Below are 23,913 nucleotides of genomic sequence, written 5' to 3'. Positions count from 1 at the left end.
GACCATCCCGAAACGGCTGGAGCATCTGCGGGGGGCGCTGGAAGCTCTGTTCATAACAAAACGCCCCCGACCATCAAGGCCGAGGGCGGTTAAGATATCAAAAACCCGTTATCCGGTGAAACGCAGTGCCGCTCCGCTTAAGTGAACGGCATTACGCGTAAGCGGCCTTTTTTGTCTGCTGTGCGTTATAACCACTGCAGTTGGTCAGTCGCATCAAATTCAGCGGCGATGGTGTCTTCCTGCTGAAATCTCAACTACGCTTGTGGCAATGTGCAGATCCCGGTATGACAAAAACAAAGAGGAATGAGCATGAAATCACTTTCGCAATGGAGCGCAGCAGGGCTGTTATTGCTGGCGGCAGGCGCCCAGGCCGCTGAGCCGGTTAAGGTCGGCTCTAAAATTGATACCGAAGGGGCGTTGCTGGGCAATATTATTTTGCAGGTCCTCGACAGTCACGGCGTGAAGACGGTCAATAAAGTTCAGTTGGGGACCACGCCGGTAGTACGCGGCGCCATTACTGCCGGTGAACTGGATATCTACCCGGAATATACGGGCAATGGGGCTTTCTTCTTTAAGCAGGAGAATGACCCGGCGTGGAAAAATGCCCAACAGGGCTACGAAAAAGTGAAAACGCTCGATGCACAGCAGAATAAACTGGTCTGGCTCACTCCGGCGCCCGCCAACAACACCTGGACTATCGCTGTACGCCAGGATCTGGCAGAAAAAAACAAGCTGGTCTCGCTCGCCGATCTTAGCCGCTATCTGCAAGAGGGCGGGACCTTTAAACTGGCCGCCTCGGCTGAATTTATTGAGCGTGCCGATGCCTTGCCCGCCTTTGAAAAAGCCTATGATTTCAAACTGACTCAACCCCAATTGCTCTCCCTGGCCGGGGGCGATACTGCGGTGACAATCAAAGCGGCTGCCCAGCAAACCTCGGGGGTTAATGCCGCAATGGCCTACGGTACCGATGGTCCGGTTGCTGCGCTTGGCCTGCAAACCCTGAGCGATCCGAAGGGAGTGCAGCCGATCTACGCGCCTGCGCCCGTTGTGCGCGACGCAGTACTGAAAGCGTATCCGCAGCTGGACGACTGGCTGAACCAGTGTTCTCAAGTCTTGATGAGAAAACCCTGCAAAAACTGAACGCCAGTATTGCGGTTGAAGGCCTGGATGCCAAAAAAGTGGCGGCAGATTACCTGAAGGAAAAGGGATTCGTTAAATAAAGGTGGCGATTCGATGTCATAACCGCGTCGTGCTGCTGCTGGTGATCCTTGGGCTGGCAGCGACGGCGCTCCCTTTTGTCAATTACGCCCCCAATCGTCTGGTTTCAGGTGAGGGGCGTGTTTTCTGGCAGCTATGGCCAGGCTTTGCAGCCCTTGCCGCCCTCGTACCGGCAAGCCTGCTCATACTCTGCTTTTTGCCCCGCCGGACGACCCTGGTAGCCACCTTGCTGATTGCTCAGGGTGCATTCTGGGTGCTTGTCTGGAGTGCCGGTCTTGCTGCCCGCGATCTGGCGCAAACCGGCAGTTCGCTTGCACGAACCTCCCCCGGCAGCGGCTGGTGGCTATGGTCTGGACTGGCCTTACTGTGCTGTAGCGATGTGATCCGTCGTCTGACGGCGGATCCTCTCAGGCGCTGGCTGCTGCACGCCCAGCTGTGGTGGCTGCCGGTCATGCTTTTGCTCAGCGGGCAACTCGATAGCCTTTCTCTGCTAAAAGAGTATGCCAATCGTCAGGATGTGTTTGATGATGCGCTGGGGCGGCACCTGTCGCTACTGCTCTTCACGCTGCTGCCCTCGCTTTTTATCGGCTTACTTATCGGGTTATGGTGTTATCGTCATCCGCGTCGGCAGGGCCCGGTATTCACCTTGCTCAATGTCATCCAGACGGTGCCTTCCATCGCGCTTTTTGGCCTGTTAATTGCGCCTCTGGCCGGACTGGTTGCGCACTTCCCCTGGCTGGGTTTGCTTGGGGTGGCCGGAACCGGGATGGCGCCTGCGCTGATAGCCCTGATCCTGTATGCCCTTTTGCCCATGGTACGGGGTGTGGTGGCGGGGCTGAATCAGGTACCGGCTGAGGTGCTGGAAAGCGCCAAAGGGATGGGGATGAGCGCCCGCCAGCGTTTCTGGCGGGTACGTTTTCCTCTTGCGCTGCCTGTTTTACTGCGCAGTATCCGGGTGGTGGCGGTACAAACCGTCGGCATGGCGGTGATTGCTGCCCTGATTGGCGCCGGAGGTTTTGGCGCCCTGGTGTTCCAGGGGTTGCTCAGCAGTGCGCTGGATTTAGTGTTACTTGGCGTGATACCGGTGATTGCCCTCGCGGTGGTCGTTGATGCGTTATTTGCGCTGGGTATCGCCCTGCTGGAGGTAAAAACGTCATGATCGAATTTCGTCAGGTCAGCAAGTCTTTTGCTGGCGTTCCGGCGGTGAGCAATCTCAATCTGCACTGCAAGACCGGTGCGTTTTCGGTGCTGATTGGCACCTCGGGATCCGGAAAATCGACCACCCTGAAAATGATCAATCGCCTGGTGGAGCACGATGTAGGCACCATTCTGTTTGCCGGGGAAGAGATCCGCAGCCTGCCGGTGCTGGAGCTGCGGCGGCGGATGGGCTATGCCATTCAGTCTATTGGCCTGTTCCCGCACTGGACGGTGGCACAGAACATCGCCACCGTGCTGCAACTGCAAAAATGGTCGCGGGCAAAGGTAGCTGACCGTACTGATGAGCTGATGGCGTTGCTGGGGCTGGATGCCGGATTGCGCGACCGCTACCCACATCAGCTTTCTGGCGGTCAGCAGCAGCGTGTGGGGGTTGCCCGGGCCCTTGCTGCGGACCCGGAAGTCCTGCTGATGGATGAACCTTTTGGCGCGCTCGATCCGGTGACCCGCAGCGCATTACAGCAGGAGATGACCCGTATTCACCGCCTGCTGGGGCGCACCATTGTGCTGGTGACTCATGACATCGATGAAGCCCTGCAGCTTGCCGATCATCTGGTTCTGATGGATAACGGAAAAATCGTGCAACAAGGTACGCCGCTGGCTATGTTGACCCGACCTGCGAACCCATTTGTGAGAGACTTTTTTGGCCGGAGCGAGCGGGGCGTCCGGCTGTTGTCGCTGCACCTTGTGAAAGCCTGGGTGCGTAAAGACGAGACGCCGCGGCCGGGTGAGCCGCTGCGTGACGATATGACGCTGCGCGAGGCGCTGTCAGCCTTTGTGGCAAGGCAGTGCGATGTTCTGCCCGTCGTCGATGAGCAGGGTGCCTTCTGCGGGACGCTGCATTTTAGTGATTTGTTAACAATGGAGTCGGCGCGTGAAGTGCTTTCGTGATCCACAGTGCGCCCTGATTGCTCTGTTTATTGCGCTGCTGCTGGTGATGCCGCACAGTGCGGCGCTGTTCAGCGCACTCTTTCCGCAACTGCCGCGCCCGCTGTATCAACAGGAAACTTTTATCGGCCTGACGCTGGCGCATTTTGAGCTGGTGGCCATCTCAAGTCTGCTGGCGGTGGTGACTGGCGTAGGGGCAGGAATTGTGGTGACGCGCCCGTGGGGTAATGAGTTCCGTCCGCTGGTGGAGACCATCGCAGCGGTAGGACAGACCTTTCCCCCGGTCGCGGTGCTGGCGATTGCGGTGCCGGTTATCGGTTTTGGCGATCGACCGGCGATTATCGCGCTGGTGCTTTACGGTGTTCTGCCGGTTTTACAGGGGACGCTTGCCGGGATGTCTGCCGTACCCGCAGCGGTGCAGGATGTTGCCAGAGGGATGGGGATGAGTGACGGGCAGCGACTGATAAAGGTCGAGTTACCGCTGGCGGCCCCAATTATCATTGCCGGGATCCGCACTTCCGTCATCATTAATATCGGCACCGCGACCATCGCTTCCACGGTGGGGGCCAGCACGCTGGGGACGCCGATTATCATCGGTCTGAGCGGTTTTAATACCGCCTACGTGATTCAGGGGGCTCTGTTGGTGGCGCTGGCGGCCATTATCGTTGACCGCAGCTTTGAGCGTCTGGCGCAGCGTTTCAGCCCACACCGCCACGAACAATAAATGAGTAGCCGGCAAGCATAACGCCGCTGATGCCGCCGATAGCCATCAGCAGGAAAATCGCGATGACGGTAATTTTGGACAGGTTCATTGTGCGCTCCTTGTGTTAAGAAACGTATTATAAGGCGAAGCGCATCTGTTAATGAATCATTAATTTCCGAGTGGGAAGACGGCATGACCATGGTTACGCCAGTCGAGCAGTTGCTTTCGTTGCGCCGTCGTTGGCGTTTCGCCACACCACACTAACAGCGTCTGACCTTCAAACATCTCCGGGCGAAACTGGCTTAACGAGTGGGCCAGCACGTCGATTCGCCAGCCCTGCTGACTGGCTATCCAGCCTTCAAGCCAGAGGCGGGTGGTATCCTGCACGTTCCAGCCAATCACCAGCGCATCGCGGCTGTTTTTTTGCGCGCACTGTTCAGGCAGTGGCAGATATGGCTGATTAACACGCCATCCAGCAGGCTGAGCATCAACAACAGCGCGGGCTGCTGACATTGCAGGCGACGACGCAGGGGCAGCAGCAACTGGCTGGTCAGGGTTTCGGCGGGGTAGTCGTGGTCGCGCTCTTTGAACCACATACGCAGGCGTTGCAGATTACCATTTTGCAGGTACTGCAATACCATCTCTTGCTGAGCACGCCAGCCGTCGCTGCCGCTCTCCGGCGTGTTATCCAGCAAACGCTGAACTTTACTCACCTGCACACCGGTATCAACCCAGCGTTTAATCTCGCGAATACGATCGATATCCGCATCGGTAAACAGCCGATGACCACCTTCGGTGCGCTGAGGTTTGATAAGCCCATAGCGCCTCTGCCACGCTCTGAGGGTGATGGGATTGACATCACACAACAACGCCACTTCTCCGATGGTGTAGAGCGCCATGGATCCACCTTTGCCAAAAAAATCCCATCCTAACTTTAGTCGTTCTGCTGGAAATGCGGTGAAGTTGTTTGTTTTTTGTTCCGGAGAGGGTGTTTACGTATCATCATGTCACCAGGTTTGTGATAATGAGCACGATTTATAATTTTTTTGCAAACCTTCAAAGAATCTGCGTGCGACTCCCTGTATGGTACGCGCTTTCAGTCAAAGCGGTGATGTAAATATGTACGAATCGAATCTGGTGTTGCTGCTGCTTCAGCAGATGTGTGTGTTTTTAGTTATCGCCTGGCTGATGAGTAAAACCCGCCTGTTTATCCCCTTAATGCAAGTCACGGTACGTCTGCCACACAAGTTTCTGTGCTACATCGTGTTTTCCATTTTCTGCATTATGGGCACCTGGTTTGGGCTGCATATTGAAGATTCGATTGCCAATACGCGTGCTATCGGCGCGGTGATGGGCGGGTTACTGGGCGGCCCCGTGGTCGGCGGACTGGTCGGACTGACCGGCGGTCTGCATCGCTACTCAATGGGCGGTATGACGGCACTGAGCTGCATGATCTCAACCATTGTCGAAGGGTTGCTGGGCGGCCTGGTGCATAGCGTCCTGATCAAGCGCGGTCGCCCTGATAAGGTCTTCAGCCCCTTTACCGCCGGGGCCATTACCTGCGTGGCGGAGCTTATCCAGATGTTGATTATTCTGCTGCTTGCCAGACCCTATGACAGCGCGCTGCACCTGGTACAAAATATTGTCACGCCGATGATGGTCACCAATACCATTGGCGCGGCGCTGTTTATGCGTATTCTGCTCGATAAACGCGCGATGTTTGAAAAATACACTTCAGCATTTTCAGCCACGGCCCTGAAAGTTGCCGCTTCGACGGAGGGGATCCTGCGCCAGGGCTTTAATGAAGAGAACAGTATGAAGGTGGCCCAGGTGCTGTACAAAGAGCTGGGCATTGGCGCGGTGGCAATCACCGATTGCGAGAAACTGCTGGCCTTCACCGGCGCCGGTGACGATCATCATCTGCCGGGGCGGCCTATCTCATCCGGCTGGACCCAGAAGGCCATCGACAGCGGCGAGGTGGTGTATGCCGATGGCAACGAAGTGCCCTATCGCTGCTCATTACATCCCCAGTGCAAGCTGGGCTCTACGCTGGTTATTCCCCTGCGTGGCGAGAACCAGAGTGTGGTGGGTACCATCAAACTCTATGAGCCCAAAAACCGGTTATTCAGTTCGATCAACCGAACGCTGGGGGAGGGGATTGCACAGCTTCTGTCGGCGCAGATCCTCGCCGGGCAGTATGAGCGGCAAAAGGCGCTGCTAACGCAATCCGAAATTAAGTTGCTGCATGCCCAGGTTAACCCGCATTTTCTGTTTAATGCCCTCAATACGCTCAAAGCGGTGATCCGTCGCGACAGCGATCAGGCGGGGCTGTTGGTGCAATACCTCTCCACTTTCTTTCGTAAGAATCTGAAGCGGCCTTCGGAGATAGTGACGCTCGCCGATGAGATTGAGCACGTTAATGCCTATCTACAGATTGAACAGGCGCGCTTCCAGACGCGTCTGCAGGTTCGTCTGAATGTGCCGGATGTGCTGTCTTACCAGCATCTACCGGCGTTTACCCTGCAACCTATTGTCGAGAATGCCATTAAACATGGTACTTCGCAGCTGCTTGGGGTAGGCGAAATCTCCATCAATGCCACCCAGGACGGAAACCATCTGGTGCTGGATATCGAAGACAACGCCGGGCTGTATCAGCCGAAAACCGACGCCAGCGGTTTAGGGATGAGCCTGGTCGATAAGCGTTTACGCGCCCGTTTCGGCGACGGCTGCGGGATTACCGTCGCCTGCGAGCCGGATATCTTTACCCGAATTACCCTACGACTCCCGCTGGAGGAAAGCGCATGTTAAAAGTGCTGATTGTCGATGATGAGCCCCTGGCGCGGGAGAACCTGCGGATTTTATTGCAGGAAGAGAGCGATATTGAGATTGTCGGCGAATGCGCCAATGCCGTGGAGGCCATCGGTGCGGTGCATAAATTGCGCCCGGATGTGCTGTTCCTCGATATCCAGATGCCGCGTATCAGCGGCCTGGAGATGGTTGGTATGCTGGATCCGGAACATCGCCCCTATATCGTGTTTCTGACCGCGTTTGACGAATATGCGGTGCGGGCTTTTGAGGAGCATGCCTTCGACTACCTGCTTAAACCTATCGAGGCGCAGCGTCTGGATAAAACCCTCGCCCGTTTGCGCCATGAGCGCACCGTGCAGGACGTATCGGTGCTGCCGGAAAATCAGGAAGTGCTTAAGTTTATCCCCTGCACCGGCCATAGCCGTATTTATCTGCTGCAAATGAGTGAAGTGGCGTTTGTCAGCAGCCGGATGAGCGGGGTGTATGTGACCAGCAGCGACGGTAAAGAGGGCTTTACCGAGCTGACGCTACGTACCCTGGAAAGCCGGACTCCGCTATTGCGCTGCCATCGCCAGTATCTGGTGAATATGGCCCATCTTAAAGAGATCAAACTGGAAGATAACGGCCAGGCGGAACTGCTGCTGCGCGATGGTCAGACCGTGCCCGTCAGCCGTCGCTATCTGAAGAATTTAAAAGAAGCACTGGGGTTGTAAGACCAGCAAATAAAACGTCGGGACTGTTCGCAAAAAATCCGTCGTGCGCTTGTGTTTTATTTTGGTATATAATTTTATACGCAATCAACACACAGCAAGGACGCGAGTGATGATTGCGAAAGATATTAACTGGCACGGCTCGTCACTGAATGATTTAACGGCTTTCCCAAAGGATGTCAGGCGTGATGCTGGTTTCCAGTTAGATAAAATCCAGCATGGACGGGAGCCGGCGGACTGGAAATACATTAACGGCTGCGGAGTCGGCACGATTGAAATCAGGCTGCATGGTGATAATGGCGAGTTTCGGGTGGCGTATGTTGCTAAATTCGCCGATGCCATTCACGTATTGCACTGCTTTCACAAGAAAACACAGAAAATCCCCATGAAAGATATCGCCATCATTAAAGCACGATATAAAGCAGCAGTTGACGAAGGGAAAATCAGAAATGACGCAGGATACTGATAATAAAACACGTTATGTCACAAGGGCCGGCGACAATATTTTTTCCGATCTGGGATTCGAACCCGAAGAGGCGGAACGTATGCTTGCCCAGTCCAGGGAAGAGATGGCGAGAGCGGATGAGCTGAAGCGTCAGCTGATGCAGGAAATTGCTGACTGGATGCAGCGTTGCGGGCATAAACAGCTTGATGCAGCAAAAATTCTCCATGTTTCCCGGCCACGTGTCTCTGATGTGGTTAATCAGAAAACGGAAAAGTTCACCCTGGATGCGTTGATCAGTATGGCCACGATTATTGGTAAGCGCATTCAACTCATCATTACCTGAATCCGTGCGACAGAATTAAAAGAAGCACTGGGGTTGTGAACTTCAGTGTTACACTGCGCGTTTGTCACGATTTGTCCCGAAGGCTTTATGCTCAATAACGATATTTTACGTAGCCTGCGCTACGCGCTGAAAATGAATAATAACGACCTTAAACGTCTGTTTGCCCTTGCTGAAGCAACGGTCAGCGACGAGCAACTGGTCGGCTGGTTACGCAAGGAAGAAGAGGCGGGTTTTCAGCGCTGCCCGGACATTATGATGTCCCTTTTTCTTAATGGTCTTATTTATGAGCGTCGGGGCAAAGATGAGTCTCAGCCTGCGCTGGTGACCGAACGTAAGATAACTAACAATCTTATTCTGAAGAAGTTGCGTATCGCCTTTACCTTAAAGACCGACGATATTCTGGCCATTCTTACAGAACAAAAATTCCGCGTATCAATGCCGGAAATTACCGCAATGATGCGTGCCAGCGAGCACAAAAATTTCCGTGAATGTGGCGATCAGTTCCTGCGTTATTTCCTGCGCGGGCTGACGGTACGTGAGCACGCAAAACCCGCCAAATAAAAAAAGCCAGCGTGGCTTGTGCCGCGCTGGCTTTAAAATCTGTTACGACTTTATTTCACTTCTTTAAAGCCCGCGGATTCCAGCATTGTCTGGCTCTGCTTCATGCTGATGCCTTTACTGGTATCGCCTGACACCATGGTTCCCATCAGGCCTTGCAGTGCTTTAAAGTCAACTTTCTCCATATCGACGGAGACGGTTTCCTCAGCATAGGTATCCTGGTAGGTCAATTTCTCTTCCACTCCGGCGACGTTCTGGAACTTGGCACTGAGTGGATCAAGGATCTTCGCGGCGTCTTCTTTTGTTTTTACCCCTATCGACGCATAGTTGATTTTGCTCTGAGAATCCTGCCTGAGAACTTTATCGCCCTGATAGGTGTAGGTCATTGAGATCTCGGTACCGTTGATATCCGCTTTGAATGTTTTGGTCTCTTCTTTATCGCCACATCCTGCGAGAGCGAAAACGAGAATGGATGCGAGGACTACCGATAGAAATTTATTTAACGCTTTCATGTAAAACTCCATTTTATGAAAAATGTGCTGCTCAAAAAATACTGCACAGAATGTATAGCAGAAGAGTGATGAAAATGGGGAGATTATGGTATTCGTATAATCCGAAAGTGGCGTTGTCCTCAGCCTGACGGACGTACAATGCAAAAAAAACGCCGCTTTCGCGGCGCTTGCTGGGAAGCTTACTTAACCTGCTGGCCTGCCCTGGCCCCATCATCCGGGCTTAACAGGAAAATATCTTTCCCGCCAGGCCCTGCGGCCATCACCATGCCTTCTGAGATACCAAAACGCATTTTACGCGGCGCCAGGTTTGCCACCATCACGGTCAGGCGGCCAATGAGCACCTGTGGGTCCGGGTAAGCAGAACGAATGCCTGAGAAGACATTACGTTTCTCGCCGCCCAGATCCAGGGTCAGGCGCAGCAGCTTGTCCGAGCCGTCAACGAATTCGGCATTTTCAATTAATGCCACGCGCAGATCGACTTTTGCGAAATCATCAAAGCTGATGGTTTCGGCAATAGGATCGTCTGCCAGCGGGCCGCTCACCGGTGCTGCTGCAGCTTTCACCTCTTCTTTCGATGCGTCAACCAGCGCCTCGACCTGTTTGGTCTCAATGCGGTTATACAGCGCTTTGAAGGTGTTCACTTTGTGGCTGAGCAGCGGCTGCTGGATAGCATCCCACTCAAGGGTCGTATTGAGGAAGGCCTCAACGCGCTCGCTTAAGGTTGGCAGTACCGGTTTTAACCAGGTCATCAGCACACGGAACAGGTTGATACCCATCGAGCAGATGGCCTGCAGGTCGGCATCACGGCCTTCCTGTTTCGCCACAACCCAGGGGGCCTGCTCATCAACGTAGCGGTTTGCCACATCGGCCAGGGCCATGACTTCACGGATGGCTTTACCAAATTCACGGCTTTCCCAGGCTTCGCCAATGGATGCGGCAGCATCGGTAAAGGTCTGATACAACGCCGGATCCGCCAGCTCTGCCGCCAGTACGCCATCGAAACGCTTATTGATAAAACCAGCGCAACGGGACGCCAGGTTAACCACTTTGTTGACGATATCGGCGTTGACGCGCTGGATGAAGTCTTCGAGGTTCAGGTCGATGTCATCAATGCGCGACGACAGTTTTGCGGCATAGTAGTAGCGCAGGCTGTCGGCATCGAAATGGTTCAGCCAGGTGCTGGCTTTGATAAAGGTGCCGCGAGATTTGGACATCTTCGCGCCGTTTACCGTCACATAGCCGTGGACAAACAGGTTGGTCGGTTTGCGGAAGTTGCTGCCTTCCAGCATGGCCGGCCAGAACAGGCTGTGGAAGTAGACGATATCTTTACCGATAAAGTGGTACAGCTCGGCATCCGAGTCTTTTTTCCAGTACTCGTCGAAGCTGACCGTATCGCCGCGCTTGTCGCACAGGTTCTTGAAGGACCCCATGTAGCCGATTGGCGCGTCGAGCCAGACGTAGAAATATTTGCCTGGCGCATCAGGAATTTCGAAGCCGAAGTACGGCGCATCGCGGGAGATATCCCACTGCTGAAGGCCGGACTCAAACCACTCCTGCATTTTGTTGGCAACCTGTTCCTGCAACGCGCCGCTGCGGGTCCATGCCTGCAACATTGCGCTAAATGACGGCAGATCAAAGAAGAAATGTTCGGAGTCACGCATTTCCGGCGTTGCGCCTGAAACCACGGATTTCGGATCGATAAGCTCGGTCGGGCTGTAGGTCGCGCCGCACACTTCGCAGTTATCGCCGTACTGGTCCGGGGTTTTACATTTCGGGCAGGTGCCTTTGACAAAACGGTCCGGCAGGAACATGCCTTTTTCCGGATCGTAGAGCTGAGAAATGGTGCGGTTTTTAATAAAACCGTTCTCTTTCAGGCGCGTGTAGATAAGCTCCGACAGCTCACGGTTCTCTTCGCTGTGCGTAGAGTGGTAGTTGTCGTAGCTAATGTTAAAGCCTGCGAAATCAGTCTGATGTTCCTGACTCATGTCCTCAATCATCTTCTCCGGGGTGATCCCCAGTTGTTGCGCTTTGAGCATGATCGGCGTGCCGTGAGCATCGTCGGCGCAGATGAAGTTGACAGTGTGGCCGCGCATTCGCTGGTAACGGACCCAGACATCAGCCTGGATGTGCTCCAGCATATGGCCGAGGTGGATTGAGCCGTTGGCGTACGGCAGTGCGCACGTTACCAGAATTTTCTTCGCGACTTGAGTCATAGTGGGTATTACTTCTTCTTTAGTAAAAAGGGGTTTCGATGTTACCTGAAAGGGAAATGTTGTGCCATAAAAGCGCGAGCTCGATTGGGCACTATTGAGAAATGAATAATTGGTGACAGTGGAGTAAACTTGCACCTTAACAATGTCTTTTTTGTACAACATAACAAGGAGTCGGGATGAACTCTCAATCCCAGGCCAAATCCCCGGAAACGTTGCGCGCGCTGGTCGCCGGAACGCTGGCCAATTTTCAGCACCCAACCCTCAAACATAATCTCACCGCCCTGAAAGCGGTACACCACGTTGCCTGGCTTGACGACACTGTGCATATCGAACTGGTGATGCCCTTCGTCTGGCGCAGCGCTTTTGACGAGCTTAAAGAGCAGTGCAGCGCGGAATTGCTGCGGGTAACCGGGGCAGGGGCTATCGACTGGAAGCTATCCCATAATATCGCCACCATGAAACGGGTGAAAAATCAGCCCGGCGTCAACGGTGTGAAAAACATTATCGCCGTCAGCTCTGGCAAAGGCGGGGTCGGTAAATCCTCCACCGCGGTGAATCTGGCGCTGGCGCTGGCGGCGGAAGGGGCGAAGGTCGGTATTCTCGATGCCGATATCTATGGCCCCTCTATCCCGATGATGTTGGGCGCAGAAGGCGAGCGCCCTACCTCGCCGGACGGCACCCATATGGCGCCGATCATGGCCCATGGCATGGCGACCAATTCCATTGGTTATCTGGTCACCGATGATAACGCCATGGTCTGGCGCGGCCCGATGGCCAGCAAAGCGTTGCTGCAACTGTTGCAGGAGTCTTTGTGGCCGGATCTTGACTACCTGGTGCTGGATATGCCGCCAGGCACCGGTGATATTCAGTTAACCCTGGCGCAGAACATCCCGGTTACCGGGGCGCTGGTGGTCACCACACCGCAGGACATTGCGCTGATTGATGCCAAAAAAGGCATTGTGATGTTTGAGAAGGTGGAGGTGCCGGTACTCGGCGTGGTGGAAAACATGAGCATGCACGTGTGCAGCAACTGCGGGCACCATGAACCGATTTTTGGTACCGGCGGGGCAGAGAAACTGGTTGAGCAGTACCACACGCAGCTGCTGGGCAAAATGCCGCTGCATATCAGCCTGCGTGAAGATCTGGATAATGGCACGCCGACCGTGGCCAGTCGCCCGGACAGTGAATTCACCGGACTCTATCGCAAGCTTGCGGGTCGTGTGGCGGCGCAATTGTACTGGCAGGGAGACATTATCCCCAGCGAGATCTCTTTTCGCGCCGTGTAAGTAACAGGCTGGCTGCCCGTCAGGGCAGCCGGTAATGCATCAGCAGATAGTCCCCTTGCGGCGATATCCCTTCGGCTTCGACATGCCAGTTGTGATGACGGTAAAACGCCAGCGCGTTTTCATTGCGCGTCAGACATTTCAGCGCGCCGGTGCCGGTAAATTCAGCATGCACTTTTTGCAGTAACGCGCTGCCGACGCCCTGGCCCTGATACTGCGGGTCGACAAACAGGCTGTGGAGGAAATTTTCGCGGACATGAACGGCGGCAAAACCCTTACGCTGCCCGTTCTCTTCGGCCACCCAAATCACCTCGCCGAGGGTGGTGGCGTCAAAATCTTCCAGTTTCCAGTCGCTGCCATCAAGCCAGGTCCAGTTAGCGCGCCGGGAATGCAGAAATAAGGTGCGCAGAAACGGACGGTCACTCTCCTGCCAGGGGCGAATTTTCAGCAATTTTCAGTCCTTAGCGGTGGTAGAAAATATCCCCATCATAGGCTTTGACGATCTTACCGTCAGTATTGGTGATCAGCACATAGCAGCCGCCCATATAGGTCCAGTGGGTATCCCCATCCGGAGCCGGAAGGTTACGCAACTGCCACTGCTTAATGTTGTATTCCTCAGTGCGGTACATTTCCGGCACGGTGTCACCAATATTGAATTTGGTAAAATCGGCAACGAATGCCTGGATTTCATAAGACGAGATCCCGGATGAGCCAGCGGATTGCGTTGCCGCAAAGGCGCTGCTCGCGGCGGCCAGCAGTATTCCCAGAAGTACAACTTTTGTCTTGCTCATGATCGCTCCAGATTCCTGAGGTTTTTTCGTTTTATAGCCCGTCATGATTGCCGGAGCACAACCGGCCCGCAATGGCAAAAATGTTATAAAAGGACGCGAATGGTAAAAAGTGTAAACAAAAGCGCGGCACAGCAGGAAAAGCGGAGAGCCTTTTTTGCTATCCGCTTGAGGGAAACACGTTTTTAAGAGCAATCCTGGCAATAATCAGCGTGCAGAAAACCCTTCCAGCACAATTTTGCCGACGGCGCGCTGGGTTTCGAGGCGTTCGTGAGCCCGGCGCAAATTCTGTGCATTAATCTCGCCAAAGTGCTCCCCAAGGGTGGTCTTCAGCTCGCCCTGATCGATCAGCGAGGCGACGCGGGTCAGCAGGCGATGCTGCTCGAGCATATCCTCAATCTCAAACATCGAACGCGTAAACATAAACTCCCAGTGCAGCGAGATGCATTTTACTTTCAGCGGGCGGGCATCAAGCGTATCCGGATCATCAATCAGCGCCAGTTTGCCCTGCGGTTTAAGCGCCGCAATCAGCTGCTGATAGTGATCTTCAGTATTGGTCAGACTGGCAACATGGCTGACCTCTTTAATGCCAATCCGGGCCAGCTCTTCGGCAAGCGGTTTGGTATGGTCGATAACATGATGCGCGCCGCGCTCTTTCACCCACTGCTGGCTTTCAGGTCGTGATGCGGTACCAATCACCGTCAGCTTTGTCAGTCGCCGCGCCAGTTGGGTCAGAATCGATCCCACGCCGCCCGCCGCCCCCACAATTAACAGTACGTCGCCTTCGTTGCCATTTTCCTGCACGCCCAGCCTGTCGAACAACATCTCCCAGGCGGTGATCGCGGTGAGCGGAAGCGCCGCGGCTGAGGCATTATCCAGGGTTTTCGGTTTCAGCGCGGCAATGCGCTCATCCACTAACTGGAACTCGCTGTTGCTGCCAGGGCGGGTCAGGGCGCCGGCGTACCAGATCTTATCGCCGGGCGTAAACAGCGTGACGTCTTCACCGGTGGCGACGACCACGCCAACGGCGTCCCAGCCCAGTATGCGTGGGGTTTCGCCAGCAAAACCGGCGCGTACTTTGGTATCAACCGGGTTAACCGAAATGGCTTTAACTTCCACCAGCAGGTCATGGCCGTGGGCAACGGGCCGCGGCAGTTCAATATCAGTTAACAAATCAATATTGCTGGCGCCTTTAGCGGCACCGGTGATAGCGATAGCTTTCATACAGACTCCATGTGTAACAAGGGATGCATTAAGGCTAGTCGAGGGAGTGAGTAAGAAAAACCAGGGAATAAGAGGAGCACTTATCCTCTAAAAGTGAAAATGCCCCGGTTAAGGGGCGATTCTGATCCTCAGTGTGCGTTGGGCGCGTCGATATCGGCGCTGATGCGTTTGTCTTCGGCATCAAAGACCATGCAGTGCTTGTTCTCAAAGGAGAGGGGGATTTTCTGCCATGGACGGAAGTGCACATCGCCGGGCAACAGAATTTTAATATTGTCGTGACCGTAGCTCTGGCCGAACAGGTAAGTGTTATTACCTAATCGTTCCACGACTTCACACTGGAACTCAAGCGTGGTGCCGCGCGTGATGTCTGTCGAGAGATGCTCAGGACGGATACCCAGGGTGATGCTTTCACCGGCTTCAAGAGGCGTGGTGGTGATGCTCAGCGTCAGGCTGTTGCCCTGCGCCAGCGTAACCGTCAGCTCGTCCGGCTGCCACTGTCTGACCGTGGCGGGGAGGAAGTTCATTTTTGGGGAGCCAATAAACCCGGCAACAAACTTATTCACCGGGTTGTAGTACAGCTCCATCGGGGAGCCCATCTGCTCGACATTGCCGTAGTTCATTACCACAATTTTATCGGCGAGGGTCATCGCTTCGACCTGATCGTGGGTCACATAAACCATGGTGGTTTTCAGCTCATGGTGCAAACGGGCGATATGCAGACGCATTTCCACGCGCAGTTCAGCATCGAGGTTCGAGAGCGGTTCATCGAACATAAATACGCGGGGGTTGCGCACAATGGCGCGGCCAATCGCCACGCGCTGGCGCTGACCGCCGGAGAGTTGCTTAGGTTTACGATCCAGCAGGTGTACGAGCTGAAGGGTTTTCGCCACCATTTCAACCTGACGGCGGATCTCCTCTTTCGGCACCTTGTTCACCTTCAGGCCGTAACCCATGTTCTCAGCGACCGTCATATGCGGGTAGAGCGCATAGGACTGAAACACCATCGACACGCCGCGATGTGCCGGGGCGACATCGTTCATCACCTCATCACCGATCAACACCTCGCCATCGCTGACCTCTTCCAGGCCTGCAATCATGCGCAGCAGGGTCGATTTCCCGCAGCCGGAGGGCCCGACAAACACGGCAAACTCGCCGTCTTCAATATCCAGATTCACATTGTGTAGCGTGACAGTGTCGCCAAACCGCTTGGTGACATTCCTCAGTCGTATATTGGACATCAAGTTTCCCCGAAGTTGGTAGCCGTGGTTTGCTGCTGTCACTCTGGCTGTTTTATGTGGTTTTGTTTTACGTATAACAAGCCATCGATAATGCCGTACAACAGCGATAATTCATGGTCAGACTATAACTTCCAGCATTTACGCGCCCTATCTCGAATTTTCGTTTTTGCAATATTGGTCACACAACTGGCAGTTAATTCTAGTTTTATTGCGACCCCAAGGGTAGCGTATAACAAATTCAATAAGGCGGGTTAACCCGCTTTAACTCACGCAATATCAGGTGCTTTGTCGGTAACGGTATCGGGTAGTGCGCAATAAAAACCATGAAATTGTTATACCTTGACATGAGGTTGATAATGAAAAAGAACACGCTTACTGCACTGATCCTCTCTACTCTGGCGGTGGGGCAATGTCTGACCGTTCAGGCACATGCCACTACTCAGCTTAATGTCTGGGAAGACATCAAGAAATCGGTTGGTATCCGGGATGCCATCAAGGATTTCGAAAAAGAAAACGACGTGAAGGTCAACGTGCAGGAGATGCCTTTCGCCCAGCAACTGGAAAAATTGCGCCTTGATGGCCCGGCAGGCATTGGCCCGGATGTGCTGGTGATACCTAATGATCAGCTGGGCGGTGCGGTTGTGCAAGGGCTGCTGACCCCCCTGAATCTGGACAAAGAAAAGGTTGACGCTTTCACTCCGGCTTCCATCAACGCGTTCCGTATGGACAACACCCTGTACGGCGTGCCGAAAGCCGTTGAAACCCTGGTGCTGATTTACAACAAAGACCTGGTCGCAAAACCGCTTAACGGCCTGACTGACTGGCTCGACTACTCGAAAAAACAGCGCGCAGAGAATAAATACGGCCTGCTGGCGAAGTTTGATCAGATTTATTACAGCTGGGGGGCGATTGGCCCGATGGGCGGCTACCTGTTCGGTAAAAACGACAAAGGCGGTTATAACCCGACGGATATCGGCCTCAACAAGCCAGGGGCGGTGGAAGCCGTCACTTTCCTCAAGAAATTCTATTCTGAAGGCGTTTTCCCGTCAGGGATCCTGGGTGACAACGGTCTGAATGCTATCGATTCACTCTTTACCGAGAAGAAAGCCGCTGCGGTGATCAATGGCCCATGGGCATTCCAGCCTTATGAAGCGGCCGGAGTGAACTATGGCGTAGCGCCACTGCCTGCGCTGCCGGACGGTAAACCCATGAGTTCCTTCCTCGGCGTGAAAGGCTATGTGGTCTCCACATGGAGCAAAGACAAAGCCATGGCGCAGAAATTTATCGAATTTATCAACCAGCCTAAGTACGTGAAGATCCGCTATATCTCCACCCGTGAGATCCCGGCGCAGAAGGCGATGATTGACGATCCGATGATTAAAAATGACGAGAAAGCCAGTGCGGTTGCGGTGCAGGCCGCACGCGCCACCGCCATGCCGGGTATTCCGGAAATGGGTGAAGTCTGGGGGCCGGCAAACTCGGCTCTGGAGCTGAGTCTGACCGGTAAACAGGAGCCGCAGGCGGCACTGGATAGCGCAGTGAAGCAGATCCATATGCAGGTTGAGGCCATGCAGGCCAGTAATCAGTAAATGCCCACGCTTCTTCACGTTGCAGGCGCGCTGACCACGTGGGTTTCGCGCCTGCAACGCGAATGATTTCGGGCATACAGGTAATAAACGGGGGGGACGTTCCCCCGTTTTCAGAAGGAGTCGTACGTGATTATCAGTCCCAGCGAAAATTTTGCCAAAGCGCCAGGCGCCGGACGCCATGCGTGGAGCGGGCTGCTGCTGGCCATTGTGCCGGGTTTTGGCCAGTTCTATCATCGCCAGTGGCTTAAGGGCCTTATCTTCCTGGTGTTGCTCAGCAGCTTTATGGGCATTTTCTATGATTTCTTGCGCGAAGGACTGTGGGGGTTATATACCCTGGGTGAAGAGGTTCCCCGTGATAACTCCATCTTCTTGCTGGCAGAGGGGATAATCAGCGTACTGATTATCGGCTTTGGCGTGGCGGTGTATTACTTCTCGCTGCGTGATGCCTGGCTCAACGGCAAAAAACGTGATGCTGGTCTGCCGCTCAACAGCGTGCGTAAACAGTATCAGTTACTGTTAAGCGACGGTTTCCCCTATCTGATGATAACCCCAGGTTTTATCCTGCTGGTGTTTGTGGTTATCTTCCCGATCCTGTTCGGTTTTGCTATTGCCTTTACCAACTACAACCTGTATCACACGCCGCCGGCGAAGCTGGTGGACTGGGTTGGGCTGAAAAACTTCGTCAATATTTTTACGCTCTCCATCTGGCGCTCGACCTTCTTTGATGTTCTGCAATGGACGGTGGTCTGGACGTTGCTGGCGACTACCCTGCAATGTACCGTCGGCGTGCTGCTGGCGATTCTGGTTAACCAGAAAGATCTGCGCTTTAAACCGCTGGTGCGCACCATTTTCATTTTGCCGTGGGCGGTGCCGGGTTTTGTCACCATTCTGGTTTTCGCTGGCATGTTTAACGACACCTTTGGGGTGATAAACAACGCCATTCTGGCCTTCTTTGGCATCGGGCCGAAAGCCTGGCTGACGGATCCGTTCTGGACGAAAACAGCGCTGATCATGATGCAAACGTGGCTCGGTTTTCCGTTTGTCTTTGCCATGACCACGGGCGTGTTGCAGGCCATTCCTGACGATCTCTATGAAGCGGCGAAGATGGATGGGGCGGGCACCTGGACCCGGCTGCGCACCATTACGCTGCCGCTGGTGCTGTACTCCATCGCACCTATCATCATCACCCAGTACACCTTCAACTTTAACAACTTCAACATCATCTATCTGTTCAACAACGGCGGCCCGGCGGTGGCCGGATCTAATGCCGGTGGGACAGATATTCTGGTGTCGTGGATCTACAAGCTGACGATGTCCTCTTCGCAATATGCGATAGCGGCGACCATTACCATTCTGCTGTCGATTTTTGTTGTCGGCCTGGCGTTGTGGCAGTTCCGTGCCACCAAATCATTCAAAAACGACGACATGGCATAAGGAAGAAAAATGGCTACATCACAAAGCATCCGTCGTGAGAAGTGGGTTCGCCTTTCTCTCTCCTGGCTGATCATCGGGCTGGTTTCATTGATCATTATCTATCCGCTGGTGTGGACGGTTGGGGCATCGCTGAATGCCGGCAATAGTCTGCTCAGTACCTCGATCATCCCGGAAAACCTCTCATTCCAGCACTACGCCGATCTGTTTAACGGCCAGGTGAACTACCTGACCTGGTACTGGAACTCAATGAAAATCAGTTTTCTGACCATGGTACTGACCTTAATCAGCGTCAGCTTTACCGCCTATGCTTTCTCCCGTTTTCGCTTTAAAGGGCGGCAGAACGGGCTGATGCTGTTTCTGCTGTTGCAGATGATCCCACAGTTTTCCGCGCTGATTGCCATTTTCGTGCTGTCGCAGCTGCTGGGGCTTATCAACAGCCATCTGGCGCTGGTGCTGATTTACGTCGCCGGGATGATCCCGATGAACACTTATCTGATGAAGGGCTATCTCGACGCCATTCCGAAAGATCTGGATGAATCCGCGCGCATGGACGGGGCGAGTAATTTTCGCATCTTTATCGAGATAATTATGCCGCTCTCCAAGCCGATTGTGGCGGTGGTGGCACTGTTCTCCTTCACCGGGCCGCTCGGGGATTTCATTCTCTCCAGCACCATTCTGCGTACCCCGGATAAATTCACGCTGCCAATCGGGCTTTACAACCTGGTGGCGCAAAAAATGGGCGCCAGTTACACCACCTATGCGGCGGGGGCGGTATTGATCGCCGTACCGGTGGCAATTCTCTACCTGGCATTACAAAAGTACTTCGTCTCCGGTCTTACCTCCGGCAGTACCAAAGGATAATCACATGAAAAGGTTTGCACCCGCTTTGCTCGCTGTTTGCCTGGCCTGTAGTTTTAGTACCAGTGTTTATGCCGCTGAAGCTGTCACTACGCGGCCGTTTACCGCAATGCCAGCGGATTTTATTAAAGGTGCGGATATCTCCACGCTGCTGGATGCGGAAAAGCATGGCGCGAAGTTTTATAACGATAAGAACCAGCAGCAGGATGCCATCGCCATTCTGAAAGCCAATGGCGTGAACTATGTACGCCTGCGCTTATGGGTGGATCCGAAAGATGCGCAGGGCAAAGCCTATGGCGGCGGGGATAACGATCTCGCCAGTACGCTTGCCCTGGCAAAACGTGCCAAAGCCCAGGGCATGAAGTTGCTGCTGGACTTTCACTACAGTGACTTCTGGACCGATCCGGGCAAACAGTACAAGCCGAAAGCCTGGGAAAAAATGGATTATCCGCAGTTGAAAACGGCGATCCATGATTACACCCGCGACACCATTGCGCAGTTTAAGCAGCAAGGGGTGTTGCCGGACATGGTGCAGATAGGCAACGAAATTAACGGCGGTATTCTCTGGCCGGAAGGTAAAAGTTGGGGGCAGGGCGGCGGCGAATTTGACCGTCTTGCTGGCCTGCTGAATGCCGCAATTGACGGGCTGAAAGAGAATCTGAAGGGTGGCGAGCAGGTTAAAATCATGCTCCATCTGGCCGAAGGCACCAAGAACGATACCTTCCGCTGGTGGTTTGATGAAATCAGCAAACGTAATGTGCCTTATGACGTGATTGGTCTCTCTATGTACACCTACTGGAACGGCCCCATCAGCGCGCTGAAAAGCAATATGGACGACATCAGCAAGCGCTATAACAAAGACGTCATTGTTGTTGAGGCCGCATATGCTTACACCCTGGAAAACTGTGATAATGCTGAAAACAGCTTCCAGGCGAAAGAAGAAAAAGACGGTGGTTATCCGGGAACCGTTCAGGGGCAATACGACTATATTCACGATTTAATGCAGTCGGTTATTAATGTTCAGGGCAATCGCGGTAAAGGTATTTTCTATTGGGAGCCAACCTGGATTGCGGTGGGGGGAAATACCTGGGCGACGCCTGCCGGGATGAAATATATCAATGACCAATGGAAAGAAGGTAATGCCCGTGAAAACCAGGCGTTATTTGATTGCAAGGGAAAAGTGCTGCCATCGGTAAAAGTATTTAATTAATTTACCCTTCATACTTCAAGCTGCAGGTGTGTTGGCGTTCCTGCAGCTCAAATTATTTTGGGTATAATGATGTGAATTTCAGGATGCTTAATATGAATAAATTTCCGCCTTTAAGTCCGAAGGTCGCTACGCTATTGCATGGCGCTGACTATAATCCGGAGCAGTGGGAGAACTATCCCGATATTATCGACAAAGATATTGCCATGATGCAGCAGGCAAAATGCAATGTGATGTCTGTCGGTATATTCAGCTGGTCAAAACTGGAGCCCCAGGAAGGGGTCTTTAATTTTGCCTGGCTGGACGCCATTCTGGATAAATTATATGCGGCGGGGATCCACGTTTTTCTGGCGACGCCAAGCGGCGCGCGTCCGGCCTGGATGTCGCAAAAATATCCGCAGGTGCTGAGAGTCGGACGTGATCGGGTGCCTGCCTTGCATGGTGGGCGTCATAATCACTGCATGACCTCGCCGGTCTATCGGGAAAAGACGCTTAAGATCAACAGCCTGCTCGCTGAGCGCTACGGTCAGCACCCGGCGGTGCTCGGCTGGCATCTGTCCAACGAATACGGTGGCGAATGCCATTGCGACCTGTGCCAGGAAAAATTCCGTAGCTGGGTAAAAGCGCGTTACAAGACGCTGGAGGCGCTGAACCACGCATGGTGGAGTGATTTCTGGAGCCATACCTATAGCGACTGGTCGCAAATTCAGTCACCGGCCCCGCAGGGCGAAGTCTCCATTCATGGCCTTAATCTGGACTGGCGGCGTTTCAATACCGCGCAGGTGACAGACTTTTGTCGCCATGAGATTGCGCCGTTGAAAGCGGCCAATGCCGCGTTGCCGGTCACGACCAACTTTATGGAGTATTTCTACGATTACGACTACTGGCAACTGGCTGAACCCCTGGATTTTATCTCCTGGGACAGCTACCCGATGTGGCATCGTGATAAAGACGACTCGGCGCTTGCCTGCTACACGGCGATGTACCATGACATGATGCGTACCCTGAAAGGGGGTAAGCCTTTTGTCCTGATGGAGTCTTCGCCGAGCGCGACCAACTGGCAGCCGACCAGCAAGCTGAAAAAACCGGGGATGCATATCCTCTCTTCGCTTCAGGCGGTGGCGCATGGGGCCGATTCCGTGCAGTACTTCCAGTGGCGTAAAAGCCGTGGCTCAGTGGAGAAATTCCACGGGGCGATTATCGATCATGTCGGGCATCTTGATAGCCGCGTGGGTCGGGAAGTCACCGCCCTTGGCGATATCCTCAGTCGTCTGTCTCCGGTTATGGGTTGCCGTACTGATGCCCGGGTGGCCATTATCTTCGATCAGCAAAACCGCTGGGCGCTGGATGATGCTCAGGGGCCGCGTAATATCGGCATGGAGTATGAAAAAACGGTCAATGAGCACTACCGGGCATTCTGGGAGAAAGGCATTGCCGTGGATGTCATTGATGCCGATGGTGACTTAAGCCGCTATCAGCTGGTGATTGCCCCCATGCTGTATATGGTGCGTGACGGTTTTGCCGCCAGAGCAGAAGCCTTTGTGGCCAATGGCGGCCATCTGGTGACCACCTACTGGACGGGGATCGTCGATGCCACCGATCTTTGCTACACCACCGGTTTCCCTGGGCCGCTGCGCAAGCTTCTGGGGATCTGGGCTGAGGAGATCGATTGCCTGGCCGATGGCGAGAGCAATCTGATACAGGGGCTGGCGGGCAATGCGGGCGGATTACAGGGGCCTTATCAGGTGCGCCATCTGTGTGAATTGATCCACACTGAAAGCGCGACGTCTCTGGCGACCTACCGTGATGATTTTTACGCCGGGCGTCCGGCCGTGACGGTCAATACGTTCGGTAAAGGCAAAGCCTGGCATGTGGCTTCCCGCAACGATCTCGCCTTCCAGCGTGATTTCTTTGGCGCGATCATTGATGAGCTGGCGCTGCCGCGCGCCGTGGAAGCTGATTTCCCGCCGGGCGTGGTGGCAACCGCGCGTACCGATGGTGAAAGCACCTTTGTCTTTATCCAGAACTTTTCCCGCCAGGCGCAGACGGTCACTCTGGATCAGGGATATACCGACTGTATCTCCTCGGCGCCGGTCACTGCACCGCTGACGCTCAGTGCGTTTGATTGCCGTATTCTTCGTCGTAAAGCCTAAGCGTTCCTTCCACGCCTGCTCACCCGAGCAGGCGTTCTTTTATCCGCTCACTATCCGGAGACGATAATTATGGTCAGCCTTAAATCCTTTCTGCACTATTTCTCGCAGCCCCAGTCCACGGCGCCACTCAGCAATGAGGAATTAGCCACCGTTCAGCGGCTGATTACGGCCTTTGGCGGCGAGCAGAATATCAGTCATGTCGATGCCTGCATTACCCGCCTGCGGGTTACGGTAAATAATCTGGCGACCGTCGATTCCCAGGCGCTGCAAAATGAAGGGGCGCTGGGAGTGATTATTCTGGGGCAGCAGGTTCATGCTATTTTTGGTAAGCAGGCCGATACCCTCAGGAAATTACTCGACGAACACTTTACTGCCCGTCGTTAAATAAAAAAAAGGGATACCTGCGAGGGTATCCCAAATCGTCACTCAGAAAAGCAATGGCAATAAATTTTACTACCTGCTAATAACCTGCCAGGTTGCGGAGATAAATAACGATGTTAATACGCGATAAATAAACCCTTCAGAT

22 protein-coding genes and 3 pseudogenes are annotated in these 23,913 nt (G+C 54.0%); 17 read left to right on the top strand and 8 right to left on the bottom strand.

What is annotated here, in order from left to right; all coding sequences use genetic code 11:
- The 5 genes and pseudogenes from ACSZO4_RS03910 to ACSZO4_RS03890 all read left to right on the top strand — a co-directional run.
- Window positions 1-145: pseudogene (locus ACSZO4_RS03910) on the top strand (IS4 family transposase); the annotation flags it as partial.
- Between the two features lie 164 nt (window positions 146-309).
- Window positions 310-1,220: pseudogene (osmF, locus tag ACSZO4_RS03905) on the top strand (glycine betaine ABC transporter substrate-binding protein OsmF).
- Window positions 1,217-2,377: an ABC transporter permease gene (locus tag ACSZO4_RS03900; protein WP_437887542.1), complete on the top strand. Its 1,161-nt coding sequence runs from the start codon at window positions 1,217-1,219 to the stop codon at window positions 2,375-2,377. The pseudogene osmF and the gene ACSZO4_RS03900 overlap by 4 nt, the downstream one beginning before the upstream one ends.
- Window positions 2,374-3,324 carry an ABC transporter ATP-binding protein gene (locus ACSZO4_RS03895; protein ID WP_437887540.1) on the top strand — a complete coding sequence of 317 codons (951 nt, stop codon included), beginning with the start codon at window positions 2,374-2,376 and terminating at the stop codon, window positions 3,322-3,324. The genes ACSZO4_RS03900 and ACSZO4_RS03895 overlap by 4 nt, the downstream gene beginning before the upstream one ends.
- The gene (locus ACSZO4_RS03890) at window positions 3,308-4,045 is read left to right on the top strand and encodes an ABC transporter permease (RefSeq protein WP_437887539.1); all 738 of its coding nucleotides are present in this window, start codon (window positions 3,308-3,310) and stop codon (window positions 4,043-4,045) included. The genes ACSZO4_RS03895 and ACSZO4_RS03890 overlap by 17 nt, the downstream gene beginning before the upstream one ends.
- On the opposite strand, the gene ACSZO4_RS03885 is transcribed toward ACSZO4_RS03890, so the two are convergent.
- Window positions 4,020-4,133 (bottom strand): protein YohO, encoded by a 114-nt coding sequence (locus ACSZO4_RS03885; protein ID WP_437887538.1) that lies wholly within the window; start codon window positions 4,131-4,133, stop codon window positions 4,020-4,022. The genes ACSZO4_RS03890 and ACSZO4_RS03885 overlap by 26 nt on opposite strands.
- Before the next feature lie 59 nt (window positions 4,134-4,192).
- A pseudogene (mlrA, locus tag ACSZO4_RS03880) lies at window positions 4,193-4,923 on the bottom strand (HTH-type transcriptional regulator MlrA).
- 220 nt (window positions 4,924-5,143) lie between these two features.
- Here mlrA and ACSZO4_RS03875 point away from each other — a divergent pair.
- The 5 genes from ACSZO4_RS03875 (at window position 5,144) to ACSZO4_RS03855 (ending at window position 8,891) form a co-directional block, all read left to right on the top strand.
- Window positions 5,144-6,832 (top strand): LytS/YhcK type 5TM receptor domain-containing protein, encoded by a 1,689-nt coding sequence (locus ACSZO4_RS03875; RefSeq protein ID WP_437887537.1) that lies wholly within the window; start codon window positions 5,144-5,146, stop codon window positions 6,830-6,832.
- Window positions 6,826-7,545, top strand: coding sequence for a two-component system response regulator BtsR (gene btsR, locus ACSZO4_RS03870; protein ID WP_437887536.1), 720 nt, complete (start codon window positions 6,826-6,828; stop codon window positions 7,543-7,545). The genes ACSZO4_RS03875 and btsR overlap by 7 nt, the downstream gene beginning before the upstream one ends.
- A 109-nt stretch (window positions 7,546-7,654) precedes the next feature.
- Entirely contained in the window at window positions 7,655-8,008 is a 354-nt protein-coding gene (locus ACSZO4_RS03865) for a type II toxin-antitoxin system RelE/ParE family toxin (RefSeq protein ID WP_437887535.1), read from the top strand.
- On the top strand, window positions 7,992-8,330 hold the full coding sequence (locus ACSZO4_RS03860) for a helix-turn-helix domain-containing protein (protein WP_437887534.1): 339 nt from the start codon (window positions 7,992-7,994) through the stop codon (window positions 8,328-8,330). The genes ACSZO4_RS03865 and ACSZO4_RS03860 overlap by 17 nt, the downstream gene beginning before the upstream one ends.
- 87 nt (window positions 8,331-8,417) lie before the next feature.
- Window positions 8,418-8,891, top strand: a complete 474-nt coding sequence (locus ACSZO4_RS03855; protein ID WP_437887533.1) for a DUF1456 family protein — start codon at window positions 8,418-8,420, stop codon at window positions 8,889-8,891.
- Between the two features lie 50 nt (window positions 8,892-8,941).
- On the opposite strand, the gene ACSZO4_RS03850 is transcribed toward ACSZO4_RS03855, so the two are convergent.
- Entirely contained in the window at window positions 8,942-9,400 is a 459-nt protein-coding gene (locus ACSZO4_RS03850; protein WP_437887532.1) for a YehR family lipoprotein, read from the bottom strand.
- Between the two features lie 179 nt (window positions 9,401-9,579).
- Window positions 9,580-11,613, bottom strand: coding sequence for a methionine--tRNA ligase (metG, locus tag ACSZO4_RS03845; protein WP_437887531.1), 2,034 nt, complete (start codon window positions 11,611-11,613; stop codon window positions 9,580-9,582).
- A gap of 176 nt (window positions 11,614-11,789) precedes the next feature.
- Here metG and apbC point away from each other — a divergent pair, with 176 nt between their 5' ends.
- Window positions 11,790-12,899 (top strand): iron-sulfur cluster carrier protein ApbC, encoded by a 1,110-nt coding sequence (apbC, locus tag ACSZO4_RS03840; RefSeq protein ID WP_437887530.1) that lies wholly within the window; start codon window positions 11,790-11,792, stop codon window positions 12,897-12,899.
- Between the two features lie 19 nt (window positions 12,900-12,918).
- Here apbC and ACSZO4_RS03835 read toward each other — a convergent pair whose 3' ends face one another.
- The 4 genes from ACSZO4_RS03835 to ACSZO4_RS03820 all read right to left on the bottom strand — a co-directional run bounded on the left by ACSZO4_RS03835 (window position 12,919) and on the right by ACSZO4_RS03820 (window position 16,146).
- A complete protein-coding gene (locus ACSZO4_RS03835) occupies window positions 12,919-13,344 on the bottom strand; it encodes a GNAT family N-acetyltransferase (RefSeq protein WP_437887541.1) in 426 nt (141 codons plus the stop codon).
- Between the two features lie 13 nt (window positions 13,345-13,357).
- Window positions 13,358-13,687: an RcnB family protein gene (locus ACSZO4_RS03830; RefSeq protein ID WP_437887529.1), complete on the bottom strand. Its 330-nt coding sequence runs from the start codon at window positions 13,685-13,687 to the stop codon at window positions 13,358-13,360.
- Window positions 13,688-13,891: 204 nt separating this feature from the next.
- Window positions 13,892-14,908, bottom strand: a complete 1,017-nt coding sequence (locus tag ACSZO4_RS03825; protein ID WP_437887528.1) for a zinc-binding alcohol dehydrogenase family protein — start codon at window positions 14,906-14,908, stop codon at window positions 13,892-13,894.
- Window positions 14,909-15,036: 128 nt separating this feature from the next.
- Window positions 15,037-16,146, bottom strand: a complete 1,110-nt coding sequence (locus tag ACSZO4_RS03820) for an ABC transporter ATP-binding protein (protein WP_437887527.1) — start codon at window positions 16,144-16,146, stop codon at window positions 15,037-15,039.
- Window positions 16,147-16,502: 356 nt separating this feature from the next.
- Between ACSZO4_RS03820 and ACSZO4_RS03815 the strand changes: the two genes are divergently transcribed.
- The 6 genes from ACSZO4_RS03815 (at window position 16,503) to ACSZO4_RS03790 (ending at window position 23,771) form a co-directional block, all read left to right on the top strand.
- Window positions 16,503-17,735 (top strand): extracellular solute-binding protein, encoded by a 1,233-nt coding sequence (locus ACSZO4_RS03815; protein ID WP_437887526.1) that lies wholly within the window; start codon window positions 16,503-16,505, stop codon window positions 17,733-17,735.
- Between the two features lie 126 nt (window positions 17,736-17,861).
- Window positions 17,862-19,169 (top strand): carbohydrate ABC transporter permease, encoded by a 1,308-nt coding sequence (locus ACSZO4_RS03810; RefSeq protein WP_437887525.1) that lies wholly within the window; start codon window positions 17,862-17,864, stop codon window positions 19,167-19,169.
- Between the two features lie 9 nt (window positions 19,170-19,178).
- Window positions 19,179-20,030 (top strand): sugar ABC transporter permease, encoded by an 852-nt coding sequence (locus ACSZO4_RS03805; RefSeq protein ID WP_437887524.1) that lies wholly within the window; start codon window positions 19,179-19,181, stop codon window positions 20,028-20,030.
- A 4-nt stretch (window positions 20,031-20,034) separates the two neighbouring features.
- On the top strand, window positions 20,035-21,237 hold the full coding sequence (locus tag ACSZO4_RS03800) for a glycoside hydrolase family 53 protein (protein ID WP_437887523.1): 1,203 nt from the start codon (window positions 20,035-20,037) through the stop codon (window positions 21,235-21,237).
- A gap of 92 nt (window positions 21,238-21,329) precedes the next feature.
- Window positions 21,330-23,387, top strand: a complete 2,058-nt coding sequence (locus ACSZO4_RS03795; protein ID WP_437887522.1) for a beta-galactosidase — start codon at window positions 21,330-21,332, stop codon at window positions 23,385-23,387.
- A 69-nt stretch (window positions 23,388-23,456) separates the two neighbouring features.
- Entirely contained in the window at window positions 23,457-23,771 is a 315-nt protein-coding gene (locus tag ACSZO4_RS03790; protein ID WP_437887521.1) for a glucose PTS transporter subunit EIIB, read from the top strand.
- Window positions 23,772-23,913 lie beyond the last annotated feature (142 nt).

Origin of the sequence: Phytobacter sp. V91, assembly GCF_965644225.1 — a bacterium.
In the GTDB taxonomy this organism is placed as follows: domain Bacteria; phylum Pseudomonadota; class Gammaproteobacteria; order Enterobacterales; family Enterobacteriaceae; genus CBFFRJ01.
The sequence above is the reverse complement of the archived record's forward strand: the minus strand, read 5'-3'. Positions and strand labels throughout refer to the sequence as shown.